Source organism: Luteimonas sp. 3794, from assembly GCF_031456825.1.
Classification (GTDB): Bacteria; Pseudomonadota; Gammaproteobacteria; order Xanthomonadales; family Xanthomonadaceae; genus Luteimonas.
Genome location: NZ_JAVDVJ010000003.1, coordinates 207851 through 232798 on the forward strand (window position 1 = coordinate 207851; position 24948 = coordinate 232798).

The window sequence follows — 24948 nt, forward strand, 5'->3', positions numbered from 1 at the left end:
GAAAGCTCCCGGCCCTTGGTCGTTCCTGAAATCGGGCGGCCGAACGAACACGCAACACGACAACTGACGCAGTTGTCAGTGGGTAGTAGCGGGAGATGGCGTGCTGGTGCCGGCAATACCAGCGACTACCCAGTGACAGCTCCATGTACCGGATCGCGAGTCGATCCCATCCGATCCAACGAGGCGTACTTCCATGACGACGTCCCAGCTCCCGTCGAGCCAGCAGCAGACCTACTCGTTCACCGAGAAGAAGCGCATCCGCAAGAACTTCGGCAAGCGCCGCGAGATTCTCGAGGTGCCGTTCCTCCTGGCCATCCAGGTCGATTCCTACCGCGAATTCCTGCAGGCCGACCGCGACCCCACCAAGCGTGAGGACCGTGGCCTGCATGCCGCGCTGAAGTCGGTGTTCCCGATCGTCAGCTACAACGGCTACGCCGCACTCGAATACGTCGGCTACAAGCTCGGCGAGCCCGTGTTCGATGAGCGCGAATGCCGCAACCGTGGCCTGAGCTACGGCGCCCCGCTGCGCGTGACCGTGCGCCTGGTGATCTACGACCGCGAGTCGTCGCAGAAGGCCATCAAGTACGTGAAGGAGCAGGAGGTCTATATGGGCGAGATTCCGCTCATGACCGAGAACGGCACCTTCATCATCAATGGCACCGAGCGCGTCATCGTCTCGCAGCTGCACCGCTCGCCGGGCGTGTTCTTCGACCACGATCGCGGCAAGACGCACAGCTCGGGCAAGCTGCTCTACAGCGCCCGCATCATCCCGTACCGCGGTTCCTGGCTCGACTTCGAGTTCGACCCGAAGGACGCGCTGTTCACGCGTATCGACCGCCGTCGCAAGCTGCCGGTGTCGGTGCTGCTGCGCGCGCTCGGCTACAACAACGAAGAGATGCTCAACGAGTTCTTCGACATCAACAGCTATCACATCCTGCCGGAAGGCGAGGGCGTGCAGCTGGAGCTGGTATCGGAGCGTCTGCGTGGCGAAACGCTGAACTTCGACCTGCTCGACGGTGAGAAGGTCATCGTCGAAGCCGGCAAGCGCATCACCGCGCGTCACGTCAAGCAGCTCGAGGCCGCCGGCATCACCGCGCTGGCCGTGCCGGACGACTACATGGTCGGCCAGATCCTGTCGCACGACGTGATCGACCCGGCAACCGGTGAACTGGTCGCGACCGCGAACGACGAGATCACGCTTGAGACCCTCGAAGCGCTGCGCAAGGCGTCGATCGAAACGATCGGCACGATCTGGGTCAACGACCTCGATCGCGGTCCTTACCTGTCGAACACCCTGCGCATCGACTCGACCAAGACGCAGCTCGATGCGCTGGTCGAGATCTACCGCATGATGCGTCCCGGCGAGCCGCCGACCAAGGATGCCGCGCAGAACCTGTTCCACAACCTGTTCTTCACCTTCGAGCGCTACGACGTCTCCGGCGTCGGCCGCATGAAGTTCAACCGTCGCCTGGGGCGCAAGGAAACCGAAGGCGCGTCCGTGCTGTACGACGCGAAGTACTTCGCCGAGCGCAAGGACGAGGATTCGGTGCGCCTGCGCGGCGAGTTCGGGCAGACGTCCGACATCCTCGACGTCATCCGCGTGCTGACCGAGATCCGCAACGGTCGCGGCGTCGTCGACGACATCGATCACCTCGGCAACCGCCGCGTGCGTTCGGTCGGTGAAATGGCCGAGAACGTGTTCCGCGTGGGCCTGGTCCGCGTCGAGCGCGCCGTGCGCGAGCGCCTGACGATGGCCGAGGCCGATGGCCTGACCCCGCAGGAACTGATCAACGCCAAGCCGGTCGCGGCCGCGGTCAAGGAATTCTTCGGCTCCTCGCAGCTGTCGCAGTTCATGGACCAGAACAACCCGCTGTCGGAAGTCACGCACAAGCGTCGCGTCTCGGCCCTGGGGCCCGGCGGTCTGACCCGTGAGCGCGCCGGCTTCGAAGTGCGCGACGTGCATCCCACGCATTACGGCCGCGTCTGCACCATCGAAACTCCGGAAGGCCCGAACATCGGCCTGATCAACTCGCTGGCAACGTTCGCACGCACCAACCGTTACGGCTTCCTCGAGACGCCGTACCGCAAGGTCATCGACAGCCGCGTCACCGACGACATTGAGTATCTGTCGGCGATCGAAGAGAACGACTACGTCATCGCACAGGCCAATGCCGTCCAGGACGACAAGGGCACGATGACGCAGCAGTTCGTCGACTGCCGCTTCCAGGGCGAGTCGCTGCTCAAGCCGCCGGCGGAAATCCATTACATGGACGTCTCGCCGATGCAGACCGTGTCGGTCGCTGCCGCGCTCGTGCCGTTCCTCGAGCACGATGACGCGAACCGCGCACTGATGGGCGCCAACATGCAGCGCCAGGCCGTGCCGACGCTGCGTGCGCAGAAGCCGCTGGTCGGTACCGGCATCGAGCGCGCCGTGGCGCGCGACTCGGGCGTGACCGTCAACGCCCGCCGCGGCGGCGTGATCGAGCAGATCGACGCCGGCCGCGTCGTGGTCAAGGTGCATGAAGAAGAGATCTCCGGCGAGCACGATGCCGGCGTCGACATCTACAACCTGATCAAGTACACGCGCTCCAACCAGAACACCTGCATCAACCAGCGTCCGCTGGTGAACGTGGGTGACGTGGTCGCGCGCGGCGACGTGCTGGCCGACGGTCCTTCGACCGACATCGGCGAGCTGGCTCTGGGCCAGAACATGCTGGTCGCGTTCATGCCGTGGAACGGCTACAACTTCGAGGACTCGATCCTGCTGTCGGAGCGCGTCGTCAAGGAAGACCGGTACACGACGATCCACATCGAGGAAATGACCGCGGTCGCCCGCGACACGAAGCTGGGGCCGGAGGAAATCTCCGCCGACATCCCGAACGTGTCCGAGAACGCGCTCAACCGTCTCGACGAATCCGGCGTGGTGTACATCGGCGCCGAAGTGCGCGCCGGCGACATCCTTGTCGGCAAGGTCACGCCGAAGGGCGAGAGCCAGCTGACCCCGGAAGAGAAGCTGCTGCGTGCGATCTTCGGTGAGAAGGCGTCCGACGTGAAGGACAGCTCGCTGCGCGTGCCGCCGGGCATGGACGGCACCGTCATCGACGTGCAGGTCTTCACCCGCGACGGCATCGAGAAGGACAAGCGTGCCAAGCAGATCGAAGAGTCCGAGATCAAGCGCGTCAAGAAGGACTTCGACGACCAGTTCCGCATCCTCGAAAGCGCGATCTATGCGCGTCTGCGGTCGCAGATCCAGGGCAAGGTCGCCAACGGCGGTCCCGGCCTGAAGAAGGGCGATACGGTCAGCTCGCTGGTGCTCGACGGTCTGAAGAAGTCCGACTGGTTCCAGATCCGCATGAAGGACGAGGACGCGGCGGACGCGATCGAACGTGCGCAGAAGCAGATCGACGCGCACCAGAAGGAGTTCGAGAAGCGCTTCGCCGACAAGCGCGGCAAGATCACCCAGGGCGACGACCTCGCACCGGGCGTGCTGAAGATGGTCAAGGTCTACCTGGCCGTGAAGCGCCGCATCCAGCCGGGCGACAAGATGGCCGGTCGCCACGGCAACAAGGGTGTGGTCTCCACCATCGTGCCCGTGCAGGACATGCCGCACATGGCCAACGGCAACACGGTCGACATCGTGTTGAACCCGCTGGGCGTGCCGTCGCGTATGAACATCGGCCAGATCCTCGAAGTGCATCTGGGCCTCGCGGCCAAGGGGCTCGGCGAGAAGATCCAGCGGATGCTCGACGCGCAGGCCAAGGTGACCGAACTGCGCAGCTTCCTCGACCAGATCTACAACCACGACCGGGCCACGTTCGCACAGCGCGTCGACCTGTCGCAGTTCAGCGATGAGGAGTTGCTGCGGCTTGCCGGCAACCTGACCGACGGCGTGCCGATGGCCACCCCGGTGTTCGACGGCGCGGCGGAGTCGGAGATCAAGGCGATGCTCGAACTGGCCGACATGCCGACCAGTGGTCAGCACCGTCTGTTCGACGGCCGCACCGGCGAGGCGTTCGAGCGTGAAGTGACCGTGGGCTACATGCACATGCTCAAGCTCAACCACCTGGTGGACGACAAGATGCACGCGCGTTCGACCGGCCCGTACTCGCTCGTCACCCAGCAGCCGCTGGGCGGCAAGGCGCAGTTCGGCGGCCAGCGCTTCGGCGAAATGGAAGTCTGGGCGCTGGAAGCCTACGGCGCGGCCTACACCCTGCAGGAAATGCTGACGGTGAAGTCCGACGACGTGCAGGGCCGCAACCAGATGTACAAGAACATCGTCGACGGCGAACACGAGATGGTCGCCGGCATGCCCGAGTCCTTCAACGTGCTGGTCAAGGAAATCCGTTCGCTCGCGATCAACATGGAGCTCGAGGAGCACTGAGAGCCGGGAAGGGGGATTCGGGATTCGGGATTCGAAGGCGACATGCCTCGAACCCGATCCGCCGAATCCCCGCTCTGACGTATCCCGAATCTCGAATCCCGACTCCCGGAGAAATTTATGAAAGACCTGCTCAATCTCTTCAACCAGCCGCGCCAGATTCCGGACTTCGATGCGATCAAGATCGCGCTCGCCAGCCCGGACCTGATCCGTTCGTGGTCGTTCGGCGAAGTGAAGAAGCCCGAGACCATCAACTACCGCACGTTCAAGCCCGAGCGTGACGGCCTGTTCTGCGCCGCGATCTTCGGTCCGATCAAGGACTACGAGTGCCTGTGCGGCAAGTACAAGCGCATGAAGCACCGTGGCGTGGTCTGCGAGAAGTGCGGCACCGAAGTCACGCTGGCCAAGGTGCGCCGCGAGCGCATGGGTCACATCGACCTGGCGTCGCCGGTCGCGCACATCTGGTTCCTCAAGTCGCTGCCCTCGCGCATCGGCCTGATGCTGGACATGACCCTGCGCGACATCGAACGCATCCTGTACTTCGAGGCGTTCGTCGTCACCGAGCCGGGCCTGACCCCGCTCGAGCGCAGCCAGCTGCTCAATGAAGAGCAGTACATGCAGATGCGCCAGGAGCACGGCGACGACTTCGACGCCGCGATGGGCGCTGAGGCGGTCTACGACCTGCTGCGCACGATCGACCTGCAGGCCGAGATGGTTCGCCTGAAGGAAGAGATCGGCGCCACCGGTTCTGAAACCAAGCTCAAGCGTCTCACCAAGCGCATCAAGCTCGTCGAGGCCTTCATCGAGTCGGGCAACCGCCCCGAGTGGATGATCATGACCGTGCTGCCGGTGCTGCCGCCGGACCTGCGTCCGCTGGTCCCGCTGGACGGTGGCCGCTTCGCGACCTCGGATCTCAACGATCTGTACCGCCGCGTCATCAACCGCAACAACCGCCTGCGTCGCCTGCTCGAACTCAATGCGCCCGACATCATCGTGCGCAACGAGAAGCGCATGCTGCAGGAATCGGTCGATGCGCTGATGGACAACGGCCGTCGCGGCCGTGCGATCACCGGTACCAACAAGCGCCCGCTCAAGTCGCTCGCCGACATGATCAAGGGCAAGCAGGGGCGTTTCCGCCAGAACCTGCTGGGCAAGCGCGTCGACTACTCGGGCCGTTCGGTCATCGTGGTCGGCCCGACGCTGCGTCTGCACGAGTGCGGCCTGCCGAAGAAGATGGCGCTCGAGCTGTTCAAGCCCTTCATCTTCGCCAAGCTGCAGCGCCGTGGCCTGGCCACGACGATCAAGGCCGCCAAGAAGCTCGTCGAGCGCGAAGAGGCCGAGGTGTGGGACATCCTCGAAGAGGTGATCCGCGAGCACCCGGTGCTGCTCAACCGCGCACCGACGCTGCACCGTCTGGGTATCCAGGCGTTCGAGCCGGTGCTGATCGAAGGCAAGGCGATCCAGCTGCATCCGCTGGTGTGTACCGCGTTCAACGCCGACTTCGACGGTGACCAGATGGCGGTCCACGTGCCGCTGTCGCTGGAAGCGCAGCTCGAAGCACGTGCGCTGATGATGGCGTCGAACAACATCCTCTCGCCCGCCAACGGCGAGCCGATCATCGTGCCGTCGCAGGACGTCGTGCTGGGTCTGTACTACATGACGCGCGCTCTGGAGAACATCCCGGGCGAAGGCATGATCTTCGCGAATATCGCCGAAGTGCGTCGTGCGTTCGACAACAAGGCCGCCGGCCTGCATGCCAAGATCAAGGTCCGCATCAAGCAGACCGTGATCAGCGAGGACGGCTCGCGTGAGCAGGTGACCTCGATCGTCGACACGAGCGTGGGTCGTGCGCTGCTGCTTGAGATCATGCCCGACGGCCTGCCGTTCGAGCTGGCCAACGTCGAGCTCAACAAGAAGAACATCTCGCGCCTGATCAATGCCTGCTACCGCCGTCTGGGTCTCAAGGACACGGTCGTGTTCGCCGACAAGCTGATGTACACCGGCTTCGGCAACGCGACGCGTGCGGGCGTGTCGATCGGCATCAACGACATGACCATCCCGACCGAGAAGGCCGGCATCCTGGTCGAGGCTGAGGCTGAAGTGCTGGAAATCCAGCAGCAGTACCAGTCGGGCCTGGTCACCGCCGGCGAGCGCTACAACAAGGTCGTCGACATCTGGTCGCGCACGAACGAGCGCATCGCCAAGGCGATGATGGACACCATCGGTACCGAGAAGGTCCTCAATGCCAAGGGCGAGACCATCGACCAGAAGTCGATGAACTCGCTCTACATCATGGCCGACTCCGGCGCGCGTGGTTCGCAGGCGCAGATCCGTCAGCTGGCCGGCATGCGCGGCCTGATGGCCAAGCCGGACGGCTCGATCATCGAGACGCCGATCATCGCGAACTTCCGCGAAGGCCTGAACGTCCAGGAATACTTCAACTCCACCCACGGTGCCCGTAAGGGTCTGGCCGATACCGCGCTCAAGACCGCGAACTCCGGTTACCTGACCCGTCGTCTCGTCGACGTGGCGCAGGACGTGGTGATCACCGAAGTCGACTGCGGCACGATGGACGGCCTCACCATGACCCCGATCGTCGAAGGCGGCGATGTGGTCGAGCCCTTGCGCGACCGCGTGCTGGGTCGTGTCGTGGCCGAGGACGTGTTCCTGCCGGGCAACGACGAGGATCCGATCGTCACCCGCAACACGCTGCTCGACGAGCAGTGGGTGCAGCGCCTCGAAGAGGCCGGCGTGCAGTCGATCCAGGTCCGTTCGACCATCACCTGCGAAGCCGGTTTCGGTGTCTGCGCCAGCTGCTACGGCCGTGACCTCGGCCGCGGCCACCTGGTCAACCAGGGCGAGGCCGTCGGCGTCGTTGCTGCGCAGTCGATTGGTGAGCCCGGCACGCAGCTGACCATGCGTACGTTCCACATCGGTGGTGCGGCGTCGCGTGCGGCCGCCATCGACAACGTGACGGTCAAGACCACCGGCTCGATCAAGTTCAACAACCTCAAGCACGTCAAGCACGAGAGCGGCAACCTGGTCGCGGTCTCGCGTTCGGGCGAGCTCTCCGTGCTCGATGGCCACGGTCGCGAGCGCGAGCGTTACAAGCTGCCCTACGGCGCGACCATCACCGTCAACGACGGCGATGCGATCAAGGCCGGCCAGACGGTGTCGAACTGGGATCCGCATAACCACCCGATCGTGTCGGAAGTCGCGGGCTTCATCCGCTTCGTGGACTTCGTCGACGGCATCACCGTCATCGAGAAGACCGATGACCTGACCGGCCTGGCGTCGCGCGAGATCACCGATCCCAAGCGCCGTGGTTCGATGGGCAAGGATCTGCGTCCGATCGTCCGCATCGTCGATGCCAAGGGCAACGATCTCAACATCCCGGGTACCGACCTGCCGGCGCAGTACCTGCTGCCGCCGCGCTCGATCGTCAACCTGCAGGACGGTGACCCCGTCGGCGTGGGTGACGTGGTGACCAAGGTGCCGCAGGAAGCGTCCAAGACCCGCGACATCACCGGTGGTCTGCCGCGCGTGGCCGACCTGTTCGAAGCGCGCAAGCCGAAGGACCAGGCGATCCTCGCCGAGATCTCCGGCATCGTCAGCTTCGGCAAGGACACCAAGGGCAAGCAGCGCCTGATCATCAAGGGCACCGATGGTGTCGATCACGAAGAGCTGATCCCGAAGTATCGCCAGATCATCGTGTTCGAAGGCGAGCACGTGGAGAAGGGCGAGACCGTCGTCGACGGCGAGCCGGGTCCGCAGGACATCCTGCGTCTGAAGGGCGTCGAGGAACTCGCGTCCTACCTGACCAAGGAAATCCAGGACGTCTATCGCCTGCAGGGCGTGAAGATCAACGACAAGCACATCGAGGTGATCGTTCGCCAGATGCTGCGCAAGGTCGAGATCACCGACCAGGGCGACAGCCGCTTCCTCAATGGTGAGCAGGTCGAGCGTCAGCGCGTGATCGAGGACAACGTCAAGCATCTCGCCAAGAACGAGCTGCCGGCGAAGTTCGAGCCCGTGCTGCTGGGTATCACCAAGGCATCGCTGGCCACCGAGTCGTTCATCTCGGCGGCATCGTTCCAGGAGACCACCCGCGTGCTGACCGAGGCGGCCGTCCGCGGCACGCGTGACAGCCTGCGCGGTCTGAAGGAAAACGTGATCGTCGGTCGCCTGATCCCGGCCGGTACCGGTCTGGCGTACCACGCCCGTCGTCGTCGCGCCGCGTCCGGCCTGACCGATTCGGAAATGGATGCACTGTCGGGCAGCAGCACGACCAAGGCAGAAGTCGAAGTCGTCGCCGCACCGGCTGCGCCGGAGCAGGTGATGCTCGAAGACGCACCGGTGACGCCGACGGCTGACAGCGACGGCGAAGCACGCTAAGATTGCACCCCTTTGGTGGCCCCTCGTGGGCCACCCAGACTCCGAAAAGAGGCGCAGGACGCGGCTCGTATTCGGTCCAGGATGGACGGGAGACGTTGTATGCCGGGTGGCGCCCCTCGTGGGCGTGCCAGCGGCGGTATGACCCGCGTTGACGGTACTCGTCAGCGCGGGCTATACTTTTTCGTCTGACAGGCGGCCTATCCGTCTGTCTTCGTTTTCACCGGGCTCCGGCCCGAACCAAAGACCCGAGACCTGATGGCAACGATCAACCAGCTGGTGCGGAAGCCGCGCAGCCCCGAAACCTACAAGAGCACTTCGCCCGCACTGGCGAACTGCCCGCAGCGCCGTGGCGTCTGCACCCGTGTGTACACCACGACTCCGAAGAAGCCGAACTCCGCGCTTCGCAAGGTCGCCAAGGTGCGCCTGACCAACGGTTACGAAGTCATTTCGTACATCGGCGGCGAAGGCCACAACCTGCAGGAGCACAGCGTGGTGCTGATCCGCGGCGGTCGCGTCAAGGACCTCCCGGGCGTGCGTTACCACACCGTGCGCGGTTCGCTCGACGCCTCCGGCGTTGCGAAGCGCAAGCAGAGCCGTTCGAAGTACGGCACCAAGCGTCCGAAGGGCTGAGGAATAGACAATGTCGCGTAAAGGAAATACCCCGCAGCGTTCCGTGCTGCCCGACCCGAAGCACCACAGCGACACGATCGCGCGCTTCATCAACATGGTCATGAAGAGTGGCAAGAAGTCGATCGCTGAAAAGATCGTCTACGGCGCCATGGACGTCATAAGCGAGAAGAACGGCAACCCGCTCGAGCTCGTCGAGAAGGCGCTGGGCAACATCTCGCCGGCCGTCGAAGTGAAGTCGCGTCGCGTCGGTGGTGCCACGTATCAGGTACCGGTCGAAGTGCGCGCCTCGCGTCGCATGGCACTGGCAATGCGCTGGCTGATCGAGTCGGCGCGCAAGCGAGGCGAGAACACCATGCCGCGCAAGCTGGCCGCCGAGCTGATCGACGCATCCGAAAACCGTGGTGGCGCGATCAAGAAGCGCGAAGAAACCCACCGCATGGCCGACGCCAACAAGGCGTTCGCGCACTACCGCTGGTAAGCGGCCCCGCGGGTCCCGGTTGATTCCGGGGCCCGTCGGCACCATCCAGGTGCCTCCAGGCGGTCACAGACCGCACGCAGGATCCGAAGGCCGCCGCAAGGCGGCATTCGTCCATTCAAGCGATTCCATCGCGAAGGCACCGTGTTCCAGCGGGACTTCGCCATTCAATACGAGAAACCGACGTGGCTCGCACGACACCCATCGAACGCTACCGCAACTTCGGCATCATGGCCCACATCGATGCCGGCAAGACCACGACCTCCGAGCGCATCCTGTTCTACACCGGCGTCAGCCACAAGATCGGTGAAGTGCACGACGGCGCAGCCACCATGGACTGGATGGAGCAGGAGCAGGAACGCGGCATCACCATCACCTCGGCGGCCACCACGGCGTTCTGGAAGGGCATGGACAAGTCGCTGCCCGAGCACCGCTTCAACATCATCGACACCCCCGGCCACGTCGACTTCACGATCGAAGTCGAGCGTTCCCTGCGCGTGCTCGACGGCGCGGTGTTCGTGCTGTGTGCGGTCGGTGGCGTGCAGCCGCAGTCCGAGACCGTGTGGCGCCAGGCCAACAAGTACGCGGTGCCGCGCCTCGCATTCGTCAACAAGATGGATCGCACCGGTGCGAACTTCAACAAGGTCGTCGAGCAGCTGAAGGCGCGCCTGGGCGCGTACGCCGTGCCGATGCAGGTGCCGATCGGCGCCGAAGACGGATTCGAGGGCGTCGTCGATCTGCTCAAGATGAAGGCGATCCATTGGGACACCGCTTCGCAGGGCACGACGTTCGAGTACCGCGACATCCCGGCGAACCTGCTTGACGAGTCGAATGAAGCGCGTGCCTTCATGGTCGAGGCTGCGGCCGAAGCCAATGAAGCGTTGATGGACAAGTACCTCAACGAAGGCGAGCTGACCGAAGAAGAAATCATCTCCGGCCTGCGCGAGCGCACCCTGAAGGTCGAGATCGTGCCGGTGTTCTGCGGCACGGCGTTCAAGAACAAGGGCGTCCAGGCGATGCTCGATGGCGTGATCCAGCTGCTGCCGTCGCCGTCCGATCGTCCGCCGGTGCAGGGTATCGACGACGACGAGAAGGAAGACACCCGGACCGCCGACGACAAGGCGCCGTTCTCGGCGCTGGCGTTCAAGATCATGACGGATCCGTTCGTGGGTTCGCTGACGTTCTTCCGCGTCTACTCGGGCGTGCTCAACGCCGGCGACCAGGTGTACAACCCGGTCAAGTCGAAAAAGGAGCGCGTGGGTCGCATCCTGCAGATGCACTCCAACAACCGTGAAGAGATCAAGGAAGTGCGCGCGGGCGACATCGCCGCGGCTGTCGGCCTGAAGGACGTGACCACCGGCGACACGCTGTGCGCGCAGGATCACATCATCACGCTCGAGCGCATGATCTTCCCGGAGCCCGTCATCTCGATGGCGGTCGAACCGAAGACCAAGTCGGACCAGGAAAAGATGGGCCTCGCGCTCGGTCGACTGGCGCAGGAGGATCCGTCCTTCCGCGTGCGTACCGACGAGGAATCCGGCCAGACGATCATCGCCGGCATGGGTGAGCTGCACCTGGACATCATCGTCGACCGCATGAAGCGCGAGTTCAACGTCGAGGCCAACGTCGGCAAGCCGCAGGTCGCGTATCGCGAAACGATCCGCACCAGCGACGTGAAGTCGGACTACAAGCACGCCAAGCAGTCGGGTGGTAAGGGTCAGTACGGTCACGTCGTGATCGAGCTGTCGCCGCTGACGGCCGAGGATCGCGCTGATCCGAAGCTGGCTGGCGACATCAAGGATGATTTCCTCTTCATCAACGACATCACCGGTGGCGTGATTCCGAAGGAATTCATCCCGTCGGTCGAGAAGGGCATCCGCGAGACGATCACCAGTGGTCCGATCGCCGGCTTCCCGGTCGTGGGCGTCAAGGTCAAGCTGGTGTTCGGCTCGTACCACGACGTCGACTCGTCGGAAATGGCGTTCAAGCTCGCGTCGTCGATGGCGTTCAAGCAGGGCTTCGTCAAGGCGAGCCCGGTGCTGCTCGAGCCGATGATGAAGGTCGAGATCGTTAGCCCCGAGGATTACCTCGGTGACGTGATGGGCGACGTCAGCCGTCGTCGCGGCATCCTGCAGGGTCAGGACGACAGCCCGTCGGGCAAGATCATCAACGCGATGATCCCGCTGGGTGAAATGTTCGGCTACGCAACGACGCTGCGCTCGATGTCTCAGGGTCGCGCGACGTTCTCGATGGAGTTCGATCACTACGCGGAAGCGCCGACGAACATCGCCGAGACCGTCATCAAGAAGTAATCCCTCGGGATTGGAATCCGGCGCCGCGATGCGGCGCCGGAATTCCGGATCCCAGTTTCCAATCCCGAATCAATAGATAGAAAGGTGAATCACCATGGCAAAGGGTAAGTTCGAGCGCACCAAGCCCCACGTGAACGTGGGCACGATTGGTCACGTTGACCACGGCAAGACGACGCTGACCGCGGCGCTGACGAAGATCGGTGCGGAGCGTTTCGGCGGCGAATTCAAGGGCTACGACCAGATCGACGCGGCGCCGGAAGAGAAGGCGCGCGGCATCACGATCTCGACGGCGCACGTGGAATACGAATCGGCCGTGCGTCACTACGCACACGTCGATTGCCCGGGTCACGCCGACTACGTCAAGAACATGATCACCGGCGCTGCGCAGATGGATGGCGCGATCCTGGTGTGTTCGGCCGCTGACGGCCCGATGCCGCAGACCCGCGAGCACATCCTGCTGTCGCGTCAGGTCGGCGTGCCGCACATCGTCGTGTTCCTGAACAAGGCCGACATGGTCGACGACGCCGAGCTGCTCGAGCTGGTCGAGATGGAAGTGCGCGAACTGCTGTCGAAGTACGACTTCCCGGGCGACGACACCCCGATCATCCACGGTTCGGCCCGTCTGGCGCTGGAAGGCGACCAGAGCGAAATCGGCGTGCCGTCGATCCTGAAGCTGGTCGACGCCCTCGACACCTTCATCCCGGAGCCGGAGCGTGACGTCGACAAGGCATTCCTGATGCCGGTCGAAGACGTGTTCTCGATCTCGGGCCGCGGCACCGTCGTGACCGGTCGTATCGAGCGCGGCATCATCAAGGTCGGCGAAGAAATCGAAATCGTCGGTATCCGTCCGGTGCAGAAGACGACCGTCACCGGCGTCGAAATGTTCCGCAAGCTGCTCGACCAGGGTCAGGCGGGCGACAACGCCGGTCTGCTGCTGCGCGGCACCAAGCGTGACGACGTCGAGCGTGGCCAGGTGCTGGCCAAGCCGGGTTCGATCAAGCCGCACACCGAGTTCGAAGCCGAAGTCTATGTCCTGTCGAAGGACGAAGGCGGCCGTCACACGCCGTTCTTCAAGGGCTACCGTCCGCAGTTCTACTTCCGCACGACCGACATCACGGGTGCGTGTGAACTGCCGGAAGGCACCGAGATGGTGATGCCGGGCGACAACGTGAAGATGGTGGTCACGCTGATCAATCCGGTGGCGATGGACGAAGGCCTGCGCTTCGCGATTCGCGAAGGCGGCCGTACCGTCGGCGCCGGCGTGGTGGCCAAGATCATCAAGTGACGTATTGGCCCGAGCGCGCCTAGCGCGCTCGGCTGCCAAGACGTCATCCCCGCGAAAGCGGGGATCCAGCGACTTCCGTCCAGTCACGCGGATGTCGATCGAGGAAGTTTCTGGATCCCCGCTTTTTCGGGAATGACGATCAAAAAACGGACCGGCCCAGCCGGTCCGTCTGGTTCTCGAAGGGGGAGGGCTTGCGCCCACCCTTCGATACCCGCTATGATGCAAGACCCTCGCGGACAGGCCTTCTTCGGATGTCCGCGAAATCGCGAAATGAGGTGCAGGATGCCCTCGTCTTCGCCAGACACGGAAATGTCGCGAGGCTGTGCTCCACCCGTTCCGGAAATGTCCGGAGCACGAAGGGATGGAGCGGATCACCGCGTCTGAATTTCTGTGGTCTGGGCGGATCGGGAAACCGGTCTGCCTTTTGTTTTCCAGGGAACGGCCCCGTGGCGCGGGTGAATGCCTCGGACAGCTACGAATCAATGGGGTTCTGCGCACCCAGCCGCAGGCCCGTCGCTCTTTCAACCAAGGATATTTCCGTCATGACGGACCAAAAAATCCGGATCCGCCTCAAGGCATTCGATCATCGCCTGATTGATCGCTCGGCCAGCGAGATCGTCGAGACCGCCAAGCGTACCGGTGCACAGGTGCGCGGCCCGATCCCGTTGCCGACCAAGATCGAGCGTTACACCATCCTGACGTCGCCGCACGTCGACAAGGACGCGCGCGACCAGTACGAGACCCGCACGCACAAGCGTGTGCTGGATATCGTCGACCCGAACGACAAGACCGTTGATGCGCTGATGAAGCTTGAGCTCGCAGCCGGCGTCGACGTCCAGATCAAGCTGACCTGAGGACCGCACCATGACCGCGAAGATTCATTCGTTGGGCATCGTCGGCCGCAAGGCCGGCATGAGCCGAGTGTTCACCGAAGACGGCAAGTCCGTGCCGGTGACGCTGATCGAGGCGACCCCGAACCGTATTACCCAGATCAAGACCGTCGACACCGACGGCTACAGCGCCGTGCAGGTCACCGCAGGCGTCAAGCGTGCATCGCTGCTCAACAAGCCGGAAACCGGTCACCTCGCCAAGGCGAAGGTTGAAGCCGGTCGCGGCTTGTGGGAACTCCGCGTGGCCGACGACAAGATCGCCGACTTCAACGTCGGTGGCGAGATCAAGGCCGACATCTTCGAAGTGGGCCAGATCGTCGACGTCCAGGGCGTCACGAAGGGCAAGGGCTTCCAGGGCACGATCAAGCGCTGGAACTTCAAGATGGGCGACGCGACGCACGGTAACTCGCTGTCGCACCGCCAGCCGGGTTCGCTCGGTCAGCGCCAGACGCCGGGCCGCGTGTTTCCGGGCAAGAAGATGTCCGGTCACATGGGTGCCGACGTGCAGACCACGCAGCGCCTGCAGATCGTGCAGGTCGACGCCGAGCGCGGCCTGATCGCCGTCAAGGGCGCCGTACCTGGCGCGCCGGGTGGCGACGTGATCGTGCGTCCGTCGAGCAAGGCATAAGGAGTCGACATGGAACTCGCAATCAACAACAGCAGCACGAAGCTGTCGGTCTCCGACGAAGTCTTCGGCCGCGACTTCAGCGAAAACCTGGTCCATCAGGTCGTCGTTGCCTATCGCAACGCCGGTCGCGCTGGCACCAAGGCGCAGAAGACGCGTTCGGAAGTCCGCGGCACCACCAAGAAGTCGAAGAAGCAGAAGGGCGGCGGTGCGCGTCACGGTGCGCTGACGGCTCCGATCTTCGTCGGCGGTGGCGTGACCTTCGCGGCCAAGCCGCGCAGCTTCGAGCAGAAGGTCAACCGCAAGATGTACCGCGCGGCGATGTCGGCGATCCTGTCCGAGCTCAACCGCCAGGGCCGTCTGACGGTCGTCGAGACGTTCGACCTGTCCGAGACGAAGACCAGCGGCATGGTCGCCAAGCTCAAGGAATTCGATCTGGGCAAGCGCCCGCTGATCGTAACCGAGGACGCGTCCGAGCACCTGTACCTGTCGGCACGCAACCTGCCGTACGTCGAGATCCGCGACGTGCAGGGCCTGGATCCGGTCGCGCTGGTCGGCGCCGATACCGTGCTGATCACCACCGATGCGGTGAAGAAGATCGAGGAGTGGCTGGCATGAACGACGCCAAGCTCTATGAAGTGATCCGTGCGCCGCGTGTGTCCGAAAAGACCGCGCGCCTGCAGGAAGTGTCCAACCAGTACGCGTTCGAAGTGTCGACGGTCGCCACCAAGGCCGACATCAAGGCCGCGATCGAGAAGCTGTTCGACGTCAAGGTCGAGGCTGTCAACGTGTTGAACGTGAAGGGCAAGAACAAGTCCTTCCGTCAGCGCCAGGGCACCCGCGGCGACTGGCGCAAGGCCTACGTGAAGCTGGCCGATGGCCAGTCGATCGACGTCATGAACGCGAAGGTCTGAGGAAGCCCCGATGCCATTGATGAAGTTCAAGCCCACTTCGCCCGGCCGCCGTTCCGCGGTCCGCGTCGTGCACCCCGACCTGCACAAGGGTGCGCCGCACGCTGCGCTGGTCGAGAAGAAGACCAACACCGGTGGTCGCAACCACCACGGCCGCATCACCACCCGTCACATCGGTGGTGGCCACAAGCAGCACTACCGCATCGTCGATTTCAAGCGGGACAAGGAAGGCATTCCGGCGCGCGTCGAGCGCATCGAATATGACCCGAACCGTACCGCCCACATCGCGCTGCTGTGCTATGTCGACGGCGAGCGCCGTTACATCATCGCGCCGAAGGGCCTGAAGGCCGGCGATCAGGTGATCTCCGGTTCGGACGCCCCGATCAAGACGGGCAACACGCTGCCGCTGCGCAATATCCCGGTCGGTTCGACGATCCACTGCATCGAGATGAAGCCGGGCAAGGGTGCGCAGATCGCGCGCGCCGCCGGTGCCGGCGTGCAGCTGGTGTCGCGCGAGGGCGTCTACGCCACCGTGCGTCTGCGTTCGGGCGAAGTGCGTCGCGTGCCGTCCGAGTGCCGCGCCACGATCGGCGAGGTCAGCAACGACGAGCACAGTCTCGAGAAGCTGGGCAAGGCTGGTGCGAAGCGCTGGCGCGGCGTCAAGCCGACCGTCCGCGGTGCGGCCATGAACCCGGTCGATCACCCGCACGGCGGTGGTGAGGCCAAGGCCGGTCAGGGCAACCCGCATCCGGTTACGCCCTGGGGTGTCCCGACCAAGGGCTACAAGACCCGCCACAACAAGCGGACGCAGCAGTTCATCGTGCGCGATCGCAGGAGCTGATAGACCATGGCACGTTCACTCAAGAAGGGTCCCTTCGTCGACCATCACCTCGTCAAGAAGGTGGAAGCCGCGGGTACCAACACCAAGAAGCCGATCAAGACCTGGTCGCGTCGCTCGATGGTCCTGCCGGACATGATCGGTTTCACCATCGCCATTCATAACGGCAAGAACCACGTCCCGGTGCTGGTCAACGAGAACATGGTTGGCCACAAGCTCGGCGAATTCGCGTTGACGCGGACCTTCAAGGGTCACGGCGGCGACAAGAAGTCGGGCAGGTAAGGAGCGCACAATGGACAAGGCAACGAAAGCCCGCCTCGAAGAGCAGAAGCGCGCTCGCACCGAGGTCAACAAGCGCACCGCGATTCTTCGCACCGCGCGCATCTCGCCGCAGAAGGCACGTCTGGTCGCTGACCAGGTCCGTGGTCTGCCGGTCGAGCGCGCCGTCGGCCTGCTGAAGTTCTCGGACAAGAAAGCCGCTCACATGATCAAGAAGGTCGTCGAGTCGGCCATCGCCAACGCCGAGAACAACGCTGGCGCGGACGTCGACGAACTCACGATCGCCACCATCACGGTCGATGAAGGTCCGACGCTGAAGCGCTTCATGGCGCGCGCAAAGGGACGCGGTACCCGCATCCTCAAGCGCACCAGCCACATCACCGTCGTCGTGGGAGAGGGCAAGTAATATGGGTCACAAAGTTCATCCCATCGGCTTCCGCCTTGGCGTTTCCAAGGACTGGAATTCCAAGTGGTATGCCGGCAAGAAGGAATATGCCGACTACCTCGTTGCTGACTTGAAGGTCCGCGAGATGCTGCGCAAGCGTCTCGCATCGGCCGGCATCAGCAAGATCCTGATCGAGCGTCCTGCCAAGACGGCGCGCGTGACGATCCACACCGCCCGTCCGGGCGTGGTGATCGGCAAGCGCGGCGAGGACATCGAGAAGCTCCGTAAGGACGTCAGCGACATGATGGGCGTTCCGGCGCACATCAACGTCACCGAAGTCCGCAAGCCGGAACTCGACGCGCAGCTGGTCGCCGAGTCGATCGCGCAGCAGCTCGAGCGCCGCATCATGTTCCGCCGCGCGATGAAGCGCGCCGTCGGCAACGCGATGCGCCTCGGCGCGCTGGGCATCAAGGTCAACGTGGCCGGCCGCCTCAACGGCGCCGAGATCGCGCGTTCGGAGTGGTATCGCGAAGGCCGCGTGCCGTTGCACACCCTCCGCGCCGACGTCGACTACGGCTTTGCCGAAGCCAAGACGACCTACGGGATCATCGGCATCAAGACCTGGATCTACAAGGGCGAGATCTTCGATTTCAGCCAGGTGGGCCAGGAGAAGCAGGACGACACGCCGCGTGGCGGTGACCGTGGTGATCGCAATGATCGCGATCGTCGTGGTCCGCGTCGCGAGCGCGAGGCGAGGGACTAATCATGTTGCAACCCAAGCGAACCAAATACCGCAAGATGCACAAGGGCCGTAACGACGGCCTGGCGTGGAGCGGCAACGCAGTCAGCTTCGGCGAGTTCGGCCTGCGGTCCACCGCAACCGGCCAGTTGACCGCACGTCAGATCGAAGCCGGTCGTCGTTCCATCAGCCGTCACGTCAAGCGCGGCGGCAAGATGTGGATCCGCGTGTTCCCGGACAAGCCGATCACCAAGAAGCCGATCGAAGTCCGAATGGGCTCCGGCAAGGGCAGCGTCGAGTACTGGGTCGCGCAGATCCAGCCCGGCCGCATGATCTTCGAGATCGAGGGTGTCGAGGAGGAGGTGGCGCGTGAAGCGTTCCGCCTGGCCGCCGCGAAGCTGTCGGTCACCACCCAATTCGTGACCCGGACGGTGCGCTGATGGCTACGACCAAGGAACTCCGCGAGAAGTCGGTCGAGGATTTGCAGTCGCATCTCCTCGAGCTGCACAAGGAGCGTTTCTCGCTCCGCATGCAGAAGGCCACTGGCCAGCTGACCAAGACGCACGACACCCGTCGGGTGCGACGCGAGATTGCGCGCGTCAACACCCTGATCGGTCAGAAGAAGTAAGGACCCGACCATGAATACCGAAAAGAAGCAGCGTACGGTCCAGGGCCGCGTGGTCAGCAACAAGATGGACAAGACCGTCACCGTGCTGGTGGAGCGTCAGGTCAAGCACGCGTTGTACGGCAAGTACATCAAGCGTTCGACCAAGCTCCACGCCCACGACGCCGAGAACGCGTGTCAGGAAGGCGACCTGGTAAAGGTTGTCGAGATTGCACCGATGTCCAAGACCAAGAACTGGCGCGTGGCGGAAATCGTCACGCGCGCCGCCGAATAACGAGGAGGGCATACCATGATCCAGATGCAGAGCCACCTCGATGTGGCGGACAACAGCGGTGCCAAGGAAGTGATGTGCATCAAGGTGCTGGGCGGCTCGAAGCGCCGTTACGCCGGCATCGGCGACATCATCAAGGTGTCGATCAAGGAAGCGATTCCGCGTGGCAAGGTCAAGAAGGGCGAGGTCTATGACGCCGTCGTAGTGCGTACCCGCAAGGGTGTGCGTCGTGCCGACGGTTCGTTGATCCGCTTCGACGGCAATGCCGCGGTGTTGCTCAACAACAAGCAGGAGCCGATCGGCACCCGCATCTTCGGGCCCGTGACCCGTGAACTGCGTTCCGAGAAGTTCATGAAGATCGTCTCGCTCGCGCCTGAAGTGCTCTGAGCGGAGAAACGAAAATGGCTAATCGAATCAAGAAGGGCGACCACGTGATCGTGATCGCCGGCAAGGACAAGGGCAAGCGCGGTGACGTGGTGCGCGTGATCGGCGAGAAGGTCGTCGTCTCGAACATCAACATCGTCAAGCGCCACACCAAGCCGAACCCGCAGGCGGGCCAGGCAGGCGGCGTGGTCGAGCGCGAAGCGCCGATTCATGCTTCGAACGTGATGCCGTTCAACCCTGCCACCGGCAAGGGCGAGCGCATTGGAACCAAGAAGCTCGAGGATGGACGCACGCTGCGCGTGTTCCGCTCGAGCGGTGAGGCGCTCGACGCCTGAGGATGCAAAAATGACGACCCGTCTGGAACAGTTCTACAAGGATGAGGTGGTACCGAAGCTCATGGAGCAGTTCGGTTACGCCAACATCATGCAGGTCCCGCGCCTGAGCAAGATCACCATCAACATGGGCGTGGGCGAAGCTGCCGCGAACAAGAAGGTGCTCGAGAACGCGACTGCCGACATGGCCAAGATCAGCGGCCAGAAGCCGCTGGTGACCAAGTCGCGCGTGTCGGTGGCCTCGTTCAAGATCCGCGATGGCTGGCCGATCGGCTGCAAGGTCACGCTGCGTCGCAATGGCATGTACGAGTTCTTCGATCGCCTGGTCAACGTCGCGCTGCCGCGCGTCCGCGACTTCCGTGGTGTGTCCGGCCGGTCGTTCGACGGTCGCGGCAACTACAACATGGGCGTGAAGGAACAGATCATCTTCCCGGAAATCGACTTCGACGCCGTCGACGCGATCCGCGGTATGGACATCGCCATCACCACGACCGCCCGTACCAACGAAGAAGCCAAGGCCCTGCTGGAAGCCTTCCGCTTCCCGTTCCGCAACTGATCCGAAGGCAGAGCATTTATGGCAAAGACGTCCATGATCAACCGCGAGGTCAAGCGCAAGAAGCTGGCCAAGCAGCACGCCGAAAAGCGTGAGGCGCTGAAGAAGATCATCAGCAGCCCGACCGCCGGTTACGAAGAAAAGGCCGACGCGGTCAACAAGCTGCAGAAGCTGCCGCGCGATTCTTCGCCGGCCCGCCAGACCACGCGTTGCGCGCTGTCCGGCCGCCCGCGTGCCGTCTACAGCAAGTTCGGCCTCGGCCGCAACAAGCTGCGCGAAGCCACCATGCGCGGCGACGTGCCCGGCCTGCGCAAGGCAAGCTGGTAAGAGCGTCGCTCTGCAGGTCTGGCGTTTGCGCGCCGGACCTGTAGAATACCGGCCCTCACGTTGTACCCCGCCCGAAATCCGTGCGGGTCAAAAATTAGTGTTCGCGCAAGCGGATATCGGTGCACTCAGAAGGTAATCATCATGAGCATGACTGATCCCATCGCCGACATGCTGGTCCGCATTCGAAATGCGGCAGCGGTTGGCAAGCAGACGGCGGCGATGCCCTCGTCCAAGATCAAGGTCGCAATCGCCACCGTCCTGAAGGACGAGGGTTACATCAGCGACTTCCGCGTGACCGAGAACGGCGCCAAGGCCGAGCTCGAGATCGTTCTCAAGTATTACGAAGGCCGTCCGGTCATCGAGACCCTGAAGCGTTTCTCGCGCTCGGGTCTGCGTCAGTACCGCGGCAAGGACGCGCTGCCGAAGGTCCTCAACGGCCTGGGCGTGTCCATCATCTCCACCTCGAAGGGCATCATGACCGACGCGCAGGCACGCCAGCACGGTGTCGGCGGTGAAGTCCTGTGCTTCGTGGCTTAAGGGAGTAACGCACAATGTCCCGAGTTGCCAAGAAGCCGATTGCCCTTCCGAAGGGCGTCGAGCTCAACATCCAGCCCGAGCTGGTCAGCGTGAAGGGCCCGAAGGGCACTCTGACGCTCATCAAGCCGTCGGATATCGAGATCACCATCGAAGACGGCAATGCGCTGCTTTCGGCGAATGATCCGTCGCAGATTCCGCTCACCGGCACCCTGCGCGCGATCGTCGCGAACATGGTGCACGGCGTGTCGCAGGGCTTCGAGCGCAAGCTCGAGCTGGTCGGCGTCGGCTACCGCGCAGCGGTTCAGGGCAAGGACCTGAACCTCTCGCTCGGTTTTTCGCACCCCGTCGTGTTCCAGGCGCCGGAAGGCATCACGCTGACCACGCCGACCCAGACCGAGATCCTGGTCCAGGGTGCAGACAAGCAGCTCGTCGGTCAGGTCGCTGCCAAGATCCGCGGATTCCGTCCGCCGGAGCCGTACAAGGGCAAGGGCGTGAAGTACTCCGACGAAACCATCATTCGCAAGGAAGCCAAGAAGGCCTAAGGCCCATCCGCTTTCCGGGGATCAAGATCATGAGCATCAAGAACAACGCCCGCCTGCGCCGCGCCAAGACCACGCGTTCGCACATCCGTGTCCTGGGCGTGCCGCGCCTGTCGGTGCTGCGCACCGGCCAGCACATCTACGCCCAGCTGTTCAATTCGGATGGTTCCAAGGTGCTGGCGGCTGCCAACACCACCCAGGCCGACGTCAAGGACGGTCTGAAGAACGGCAAGAACGCCGACGCCGCCACCGCGGTGGGTCGTGCGATTGCAGAGAAGGCCAAGGCTGCGGGTATCGAGAAGGTCGCATTCGACCGCTCGGGCTACCGCTACCACGGTCGTATCAAGGCACTCGCCGACGCTGCCCGCGAGGGTGGTCTGCAGTTCTGATTCGAACGCTGTTGCCGCCGGGCTTCGTGCCCGGCAGCGCCTGACCTGCCGGCACAGGGTGTGCCGGGCGCCCGCGGCCTTTTGTGCCGCGTCCGCGTTTCACCGATCCGCTTCCCAACTCCAAGCGGCACGAGCCGTGCATCCTCTTATCAATACAGGCACTCCAGATGGCAAACGAAAGAGATAACCGCGGTCGCGGTCGCGATCGCGAAGAACTCGACGACGGCATGATCGAGAAGCTGATCACGGTCAACCGCGTCAGCAAGACCGTCAAGGGCGGTCGGCAGTTCACGTTCACCGCGCTGACGGTCGTCGGCGACGGCAACGGCAAGGTCGGCTTCGGTTACGGCAAGGCGCGCGAAGTGCCGGTCGCAATCCAGAAATCGATGGAGCAGGCCCGCAAGAACCAGAAGACCGTCGATCTCAACGGCAGCACGCTGTGGCACACGGTCAAGTCGCGCCACGGCGCCGCCAACGTGTTCATGCAGCCTGCGTCCGAGGGTACCGGCGTGATCGCCGGTGGCGCGATGCGCGCCGTGCTCGAAGCCGTCGGCGTCAAGGACGTGCTGGCCAAGGCTGTGGGTTCGCGCAATCCGATCAACCTCGTGCGCGCCACCATTCGTGGCCTCAACGAAATGCACTCGCCAGCGCAGATTGCTGCCAAGCGCGGCAAGAAGCTGGAGGACCTGATCAATGGCTAAGAAGGAATCCGCTGGCGGCACCGTCAAGGTGCGTCTGGTCAAGGGTCTGCGCGGTTCGCAGGCCAAGCACCGCCTTTCGGTGAAAGCACTCGGTCTGGGCAAGCTCAACGACGTGCGTGAACTGAAGGACAGCCCCCAGGTTCGCGGCCTGATCAACAAGGTCCACTACCTGGTCCAGGTCGAGGAATAATCGAAATGAAGCTCAATTCTCTCAAGCCCGCACAGGGCGCCCGCACCGAGCGCACGCGCGTCGGTCGCGGTATCGGTTCTGGCCTGGGCAAGACCGCCGGCCGCGGCCACAAGGGTTCGTTCGCGCGCTCGGGCAAGGGCAAGATCAAGGCCGGCTTCGAAGGCGGTCAGATGCCGCTGCGCAAGCGTCTGCCGAAGGTCGGTTTCCGCTCCAAGCTGAAGCTCGATGTCGCTGAAGTGATGCTCTACCAGCTCGACAAGCTCGACGGTGATGTCGACTTCGCCGCGCTGCGTGCCGCCAAGCTGGTGCCCAGCACCGCCAAGCGCGCGAAGATCGTCCTCAAGGGTGAGATCAGCAAGAAGCTCGTGCTCAAGGGCGTGCTCGCCACGGCCGGTGCCCGCGCGGCGATCGAAGCCGCTGGCGGCAAGGTCGAGGAGTAAGCCGGATGTCGCGAAGCGGCAGCGCAATGGGTGGGGTCGGCGCCGGGCTCGGTAAGTTCACCGAGCTCCGCCAGCGCCTGCTGTTCGTGCTTGGTGCTCTCGTCGTCTATCGCATCGGTTGCTTCATCCCGGTGCCGGGCGTCAATCCCGAAGCCATGCTGCAGCTGATGGAGCGGCAGGAAGGCACCATCGTGGACATGTTCAACATGTTCTCCGGTGGCGCCCTGTCGCGTTTCAGCCTGTTCGCATTGAACGTGATTCCGTACATCTCGGCGTCGATCGTGATGCAGTTGCTGGTGCAGGTCGTGCCCAGCCTGAAAGCCATCCAGAAGGAAGGCGAGTCGGGTCGGCGCCGCATCACCCAGTGGTCGCGCATCGGTGCGATTCCGCTGGCGGTGTTCCAGTCTGCGGGTATCGCGGTGGCATTGCAGAGCTCGGGTGCCAACAACGGCATCCCGGTCGTCTACTCGCCGGGTATGGGCTTCGTGCTGACCGCGATCATCGCGCTCACCGCGGGCACCATGTTCCTGGTGTGGCTGGGCGAGCAGGTCACCGAGCGCGGCATCGGCAACGGTGTGTCGCTGATCATCTTCGCCGGCATCGTGGCGGGTCTGCCGGGCGCCGTGCTGGGTACGTTCGATTCGCTGCGCAGCGGAGACATGAGCCCGATCGCGGCGATCATGCTGGTGATCGTGGTGCTGGCGGCGGTGTTCTTCGTGGTGTTCGTCGAACGTGGCCAGCGTCGGATCACGGTCAACTACGCACGCCGTCAGGGTGGTCGCAACGCCTATATGAACCAGAGCTCGTTCCTGCCGCTCAAGCTCAACATGGCAGGCGTGATCCCGGCGATCTTCGCGTCCTCGATCATCATGTTTCCGGCGACGGTGACCACGTGGTTCGGTGAGGCGACGTCCTCGAGTGGCTGGCAGCAGACCCTGCAGCGCATGGCCCAGGCGATCTCGCCCGGCGAACCGCTGTACGTGCTGTTGTTCGGTGGCTTGATTGCGGGCTTTGCGTTCTTCTACACGGCATTGGTGTTCAACAGCCAGGAGACGGCCGACAACCTGAAGAAGTCGGGCGCGCTGATTCCGGGCATCCGTCCGGGCAAGGCGACTGCCGATTACATCGACGGTGTGCTGACCCGCCTCACGGCAGTCGGCGCGGCCTACCTGGTGCTGGTCTGCCTGTTGCCTGAATTCATGCGTGCCGAGTTCGGCAGCTCCTTCCACTTCGGCGGCACCTCGCTGCTGATCGTGGTGGTGGTGATCATGGATTTCATCGCGCAGGTTCAGTCGCATCTGATGTCGCACCAGTACGAAAGCCTCCTGAAGAAGTCGAACCTCAAGGGTTCGCGCAGCGGCGGCGGCCTCACCGGCCGTTGATGTTCCGCCGGACGGCCTTGACGGTCGTCCGGCAATGTTCTCGCGACATGGGCACTCCCCATGTCGCATCGCACCGCCCGATGGGGCGGCGCACGAAGTCCGGACCTACGCGCCGGACTTCAGATGGGCGACTCGC

Annotated in this window: 28 protein-coding genes; all 28 read left to right on the forward strand. The window is 63.6% G+C overall.

From position 1 onward, the window contains the following. Positions 1–193 precede the first annotated feature (193 nt). Positions 194–4381, forward strand: a complete 4188-nt coding sequence (gene rpoB / locus J2X52_RS07175; protein ID WP_310150766.1) for a DNA-directed RNA polymerase subunit beta — start codon at positions 194–196, stop codon at positions 4379–4381. A gap of 117 nt (positions 4382–4498) precedes the next feature. After that, positions 4499–8773, forward strand: coding sequence for a DNA-directed RNA polymerase subunit beta' (gene rpoC, locus J2X52_RS07180; RefSeq protein ID WP_310150769.1), 4275 nt, complete (start codon positions 4499–4501; stop codon positions 8771–8773). A gap of 255 nt (positions 8774–9028) precedes the next feature. Then, the gene (gene rpsL, locus J2X52_RS07185) at positions 9029–9403 is read left to right on the forward strand and encodes a 30S ribosomal protein S12 (RefSeq protein ID WP_101924969.1); all 375 of its coding nucleotides are present in this window, start codon (positions 9029–9031) and stop codon (positions 9401–9403) included. A 10-nt stretch (positions 9404–9413) separates the two neighbouring features. Next, positions 9414–9881, forward strand: coding sequence for a 30S ribosomal protein S7 (gene rpsG / locus J2X52_RS07190; protein ID WP_232115252.1), 468 nt, complete (start codon positions 9414–9416; stop codon positions 9879–9881). Between the two features lie 182 nt (positions 9882–10063). Next, positions 10064–12190 (forward strand): elongation factor G, encoded by a 2127-nt coding sequence (fusA, locus tag J2X52_RS07195; protein WP_310150774.1) that lies wholly within the window; start codon positions 10064–10066, stop codon positions 12188–12190. A 94-nt stretch (positions 12191–12284) separates the two neighbouring features. Continuing rightward, positions 12285–13475 carry an elongation factor Tu gene (gene tuf, locus J2X52_RS07200; protein WP_232148027.1) on the forward strand — a complete coding sequence of 397 codons (1191 nt, stop codon included), beginning with the start codon at positions 12285–12287 and terminating at the stop codon, positions 13473–13475. Positions 13476–14017: 542 nt separating this feature from the next. Further along, on the forward strand, positions 14018–14329 hold the full coding sequence (rpsJ, locus tag J2X52_RS07205) for a 30S ribosomal protein S10 (RefSeq protein WP_047137645.1): 312 nt from the start codon (positions 14018–14020) through the stop codon (positions 14327–14329). A gap of 10 nt (positions 14330–14339) precedes the next feature. Next, the gene (gene rplC / locus J2X52_RS07210; RefSeq protein WP_310150803.1) at positions 14340–14993 is read left to right on the forward strand and encodes a 50S ribosomal protein L3; all 654 of its coding nucleotides are present in this window, start codon (positions 14340–14342) and stop codon (positions 14991–14993) included. Positions 14994–15002: 9 nt separating this feature from the next. Next, the gene (gene rplD / locus J2X52_RS07215; RefSeq protein WP_310150806.1) at positions 15003–15608 is read left to right on the forward strand and encodes a 50S ribosomal protein L4; all 606 of its coding nucleotides are present in this window, start codon (positions 15003–15005) and stop codon (positions 15606–15608) included. Then, a complete protein-coding gene (rplW, locus tag J2X52_RS07220) occupies positions 15605–15904 on the forward strand; it encodes a 50S ribosomal protein L23 (RefSeq protein WP_232134460.1) in 300 nt (99 codons plus the stop codon). The genes rplD and rplW overlap by 4 nt, the downstream gene beginning before the upstream one ends. A 10-nt stretch (positions 15905–15914) precedes the next feature. Continuing rightward, positions 15915–16742, forward strand: coding sequence for a 50S ribosomal protein L2 (rplB, locus tag J2X52_RS07225; RefSeq protein ID WP_159679901.1), 828 nt, complete (start codon positions 15915–15917; stop codon positions 16740–16742). A gap of 6 nt (positions 16743–16748) precedes the next feature. Further along, positions 16749–17021, forward strand: a complete 273-nt coding sequence (rpsS, locus tag J2X52_RS07230; protein WP_055246837.1) for a 30S ribosomal protein S19 — start codon at positions 16749–16751, stop codon at positions 17019–17021. Between the two features lie 10 nt (positions 17022–17031). Next, positions 17032–17424, forward strand: coding sequence for a 50S ribosomal protein L22 (rplV, locus tag J2X52_RS07235; RefSeq protein ID WP_232134462.1), 393 nt, complete (start codon positions 17032–17034; stop codon positions 17422–17424). Between the two features lies 1 nt (position 17425). Beyond that, complete coding sequence (gene rpsC, locus J2X52_RS07240) at positions 17426–18166, forward strand: 30S ribosomal protein S3 (protein ID WP_310150813.1); 741 nt, start codon at positions 17426–17428, stop codon at positions 18164–18166. Positions 18167–18168: 2 nt separating this feature from the next. Then, a complete protein-coding gene (gene rplP, locus J2X52_RS07245) occupies positions 18169–18582 on the forward strand; it encodes a 50S ribosomal protein L16 (RefSeq protein WP_232115896.1) in 414 nt (137 codons plus the stop codon). After that, the gene (gene rpmC, locus J2X52_RS07250) at positions 18582–18770 is read left to right on the forward strand and encodes a 50S ribosomal protein L29 (RefSeq protein ID WP_159679895.1); all 189 of its coding nucleotides are present in this window, start codon (positions 18582–18584) and stop codon (positions 18768–18770) included. Before rplP ends, rpmC begins: the two co-directional genes overlap by 1 nt. 10 nt (positions 18771–18780) lie before the next feature. Further along, positions 18781–19041, forward strand: a complete 261-nt coding sequence (gene rpsQ, locus J2X52_RS07255) for a 30S ribosomal protein S17 (RefSeq protein ID WP_150928979.1) — start codon at positions 18781–18783, stop codon at positions 19039–19041. Between the two features lie 15 nt (positions 19042–19056). Beyond that, on the forward strand, positions 19057–19425 hold the full coding sequence (rplN, locus tag J2X52_RS07260) for a 50S ribosomal protein L14 (protein ID WP_055246849.1): 369 nt from the start codon (positions 19057–19059) through the stop codon (positions 19423–19425). A 14-nt stretch (positions 19426–19439) separates the two neighbouring features. Then, positions 19440–19757: a 50S ribosomal protein L24 gene (gene rplX / locus J2X52_RS07265; RefSeq protein ID WP_310150822.1), complete on the forward strand. Its 318-nt coding sequence runs from the start codon at positions 19440–19442 to the stop codon at positions 19755–19757. 10 nt (positions 19758–19767) lie between these two features. Further along, entirely contained in the window at positions 19768–20310 is a 543-nt protein-coding gene (rplE, locus tag J2X52_RS07270) for a 50S ribosomal protein L5 (RefSeq protein ID WP_159679889.1), read from the forward strand. 18 nt (positions 20311–20328) lie between these two features. Beyond that, on the forward strand, positions 20329–20634 hold the full coding sequence (rpsN, locus tag J2X52_RS07275; protein WP_232134464.1) for a 30S ribosomal protein S14: 306 nt from the start codon (positions 20329–20331) through the stop codon (positions 20632–20634). 141 nt (positions 20635–20775) lie between these two features. Next, positions 20776–21171, forward strand: coding sequence for a 30S ribosomal protein S8 (rpsH, locus tag J2X52_RS07280; protein ID WP_310150826.1), 396 nt, complete (start codon positions 20776–20778; stop codon positions 21169–21171). Between the two features lie 14 nt (positions 21172–21185). After that, a complete protein-coding gene (gene rplF / locus J2X52_RS07285; protein ID WP_310150828.1) occupies positions 21186–21713 on the forward strand; it encodes a 50S ribosomal protein L6 in 528 nt (175 codons plus the stop codon). Positions 21714–21742: 29 nt separating this feature from the next. Further along, on the forward strand, positions 21743–22099 hold the full coding sequence (gene rplR / locus J2X52_RS07290) for a 50S ribosomal protein L18 (protein ID WP_310150831.1): 357 nt from the start codon (positions 21743–21745) through the stop codon (positions 22097–22099). Positions 22100–22266: 167 nt separating this feature from the next. Next, positions 22267–22800 carry a 30S ribosomal protein S5 gene (gene rpsE, locus J2X52_RS07295; protein WP_310150834.1) on the forward strand — a complete coding sequence of 178 codons (534 nt, stop codon included), beginning with the start codon at positions 22267–22269 and terminating at the stop codon, positions 22798–22800. Then, a complete protein-coding gene (rpmD, locus tag J2X52_RS07300) occupies positions 22793–22990 on the forward strand; it encodes a 50S ribosomal protein L30 (RefSeq protein ID WP_310150837.1) in 198 nt (65 codons plus the stop codon). Before rpsE ends, rpmD begins: the two co-directional genes overlap by 8 nt. Further along, entirely contained in the window at positions 22990–23430 is a 441-nt protein-coding gene (gene rplO / locus J2X52_RS07305) for a 50S ribosomal protein L15 (protein ID WP_232134776.1), read from the forward strand. Before rpmD ends, rplO begins: the two co-directional genes overlap by 1 nt. Positions 23431–23435: 5 nt before the next feature. Beyond that, positions 23436–24812: a preprotein translocase subunit SecY gene (gene secY, locus J2X52_RS07310; protein ID WP_310150840.1), complete on the forward strand. Its 1377-nt coding sequence runs from the start codon at positions 23436–23438 to the stop codon at positions 24810–24812. Positions 24813–24948 lie beyond the last annotated feature (136 nt).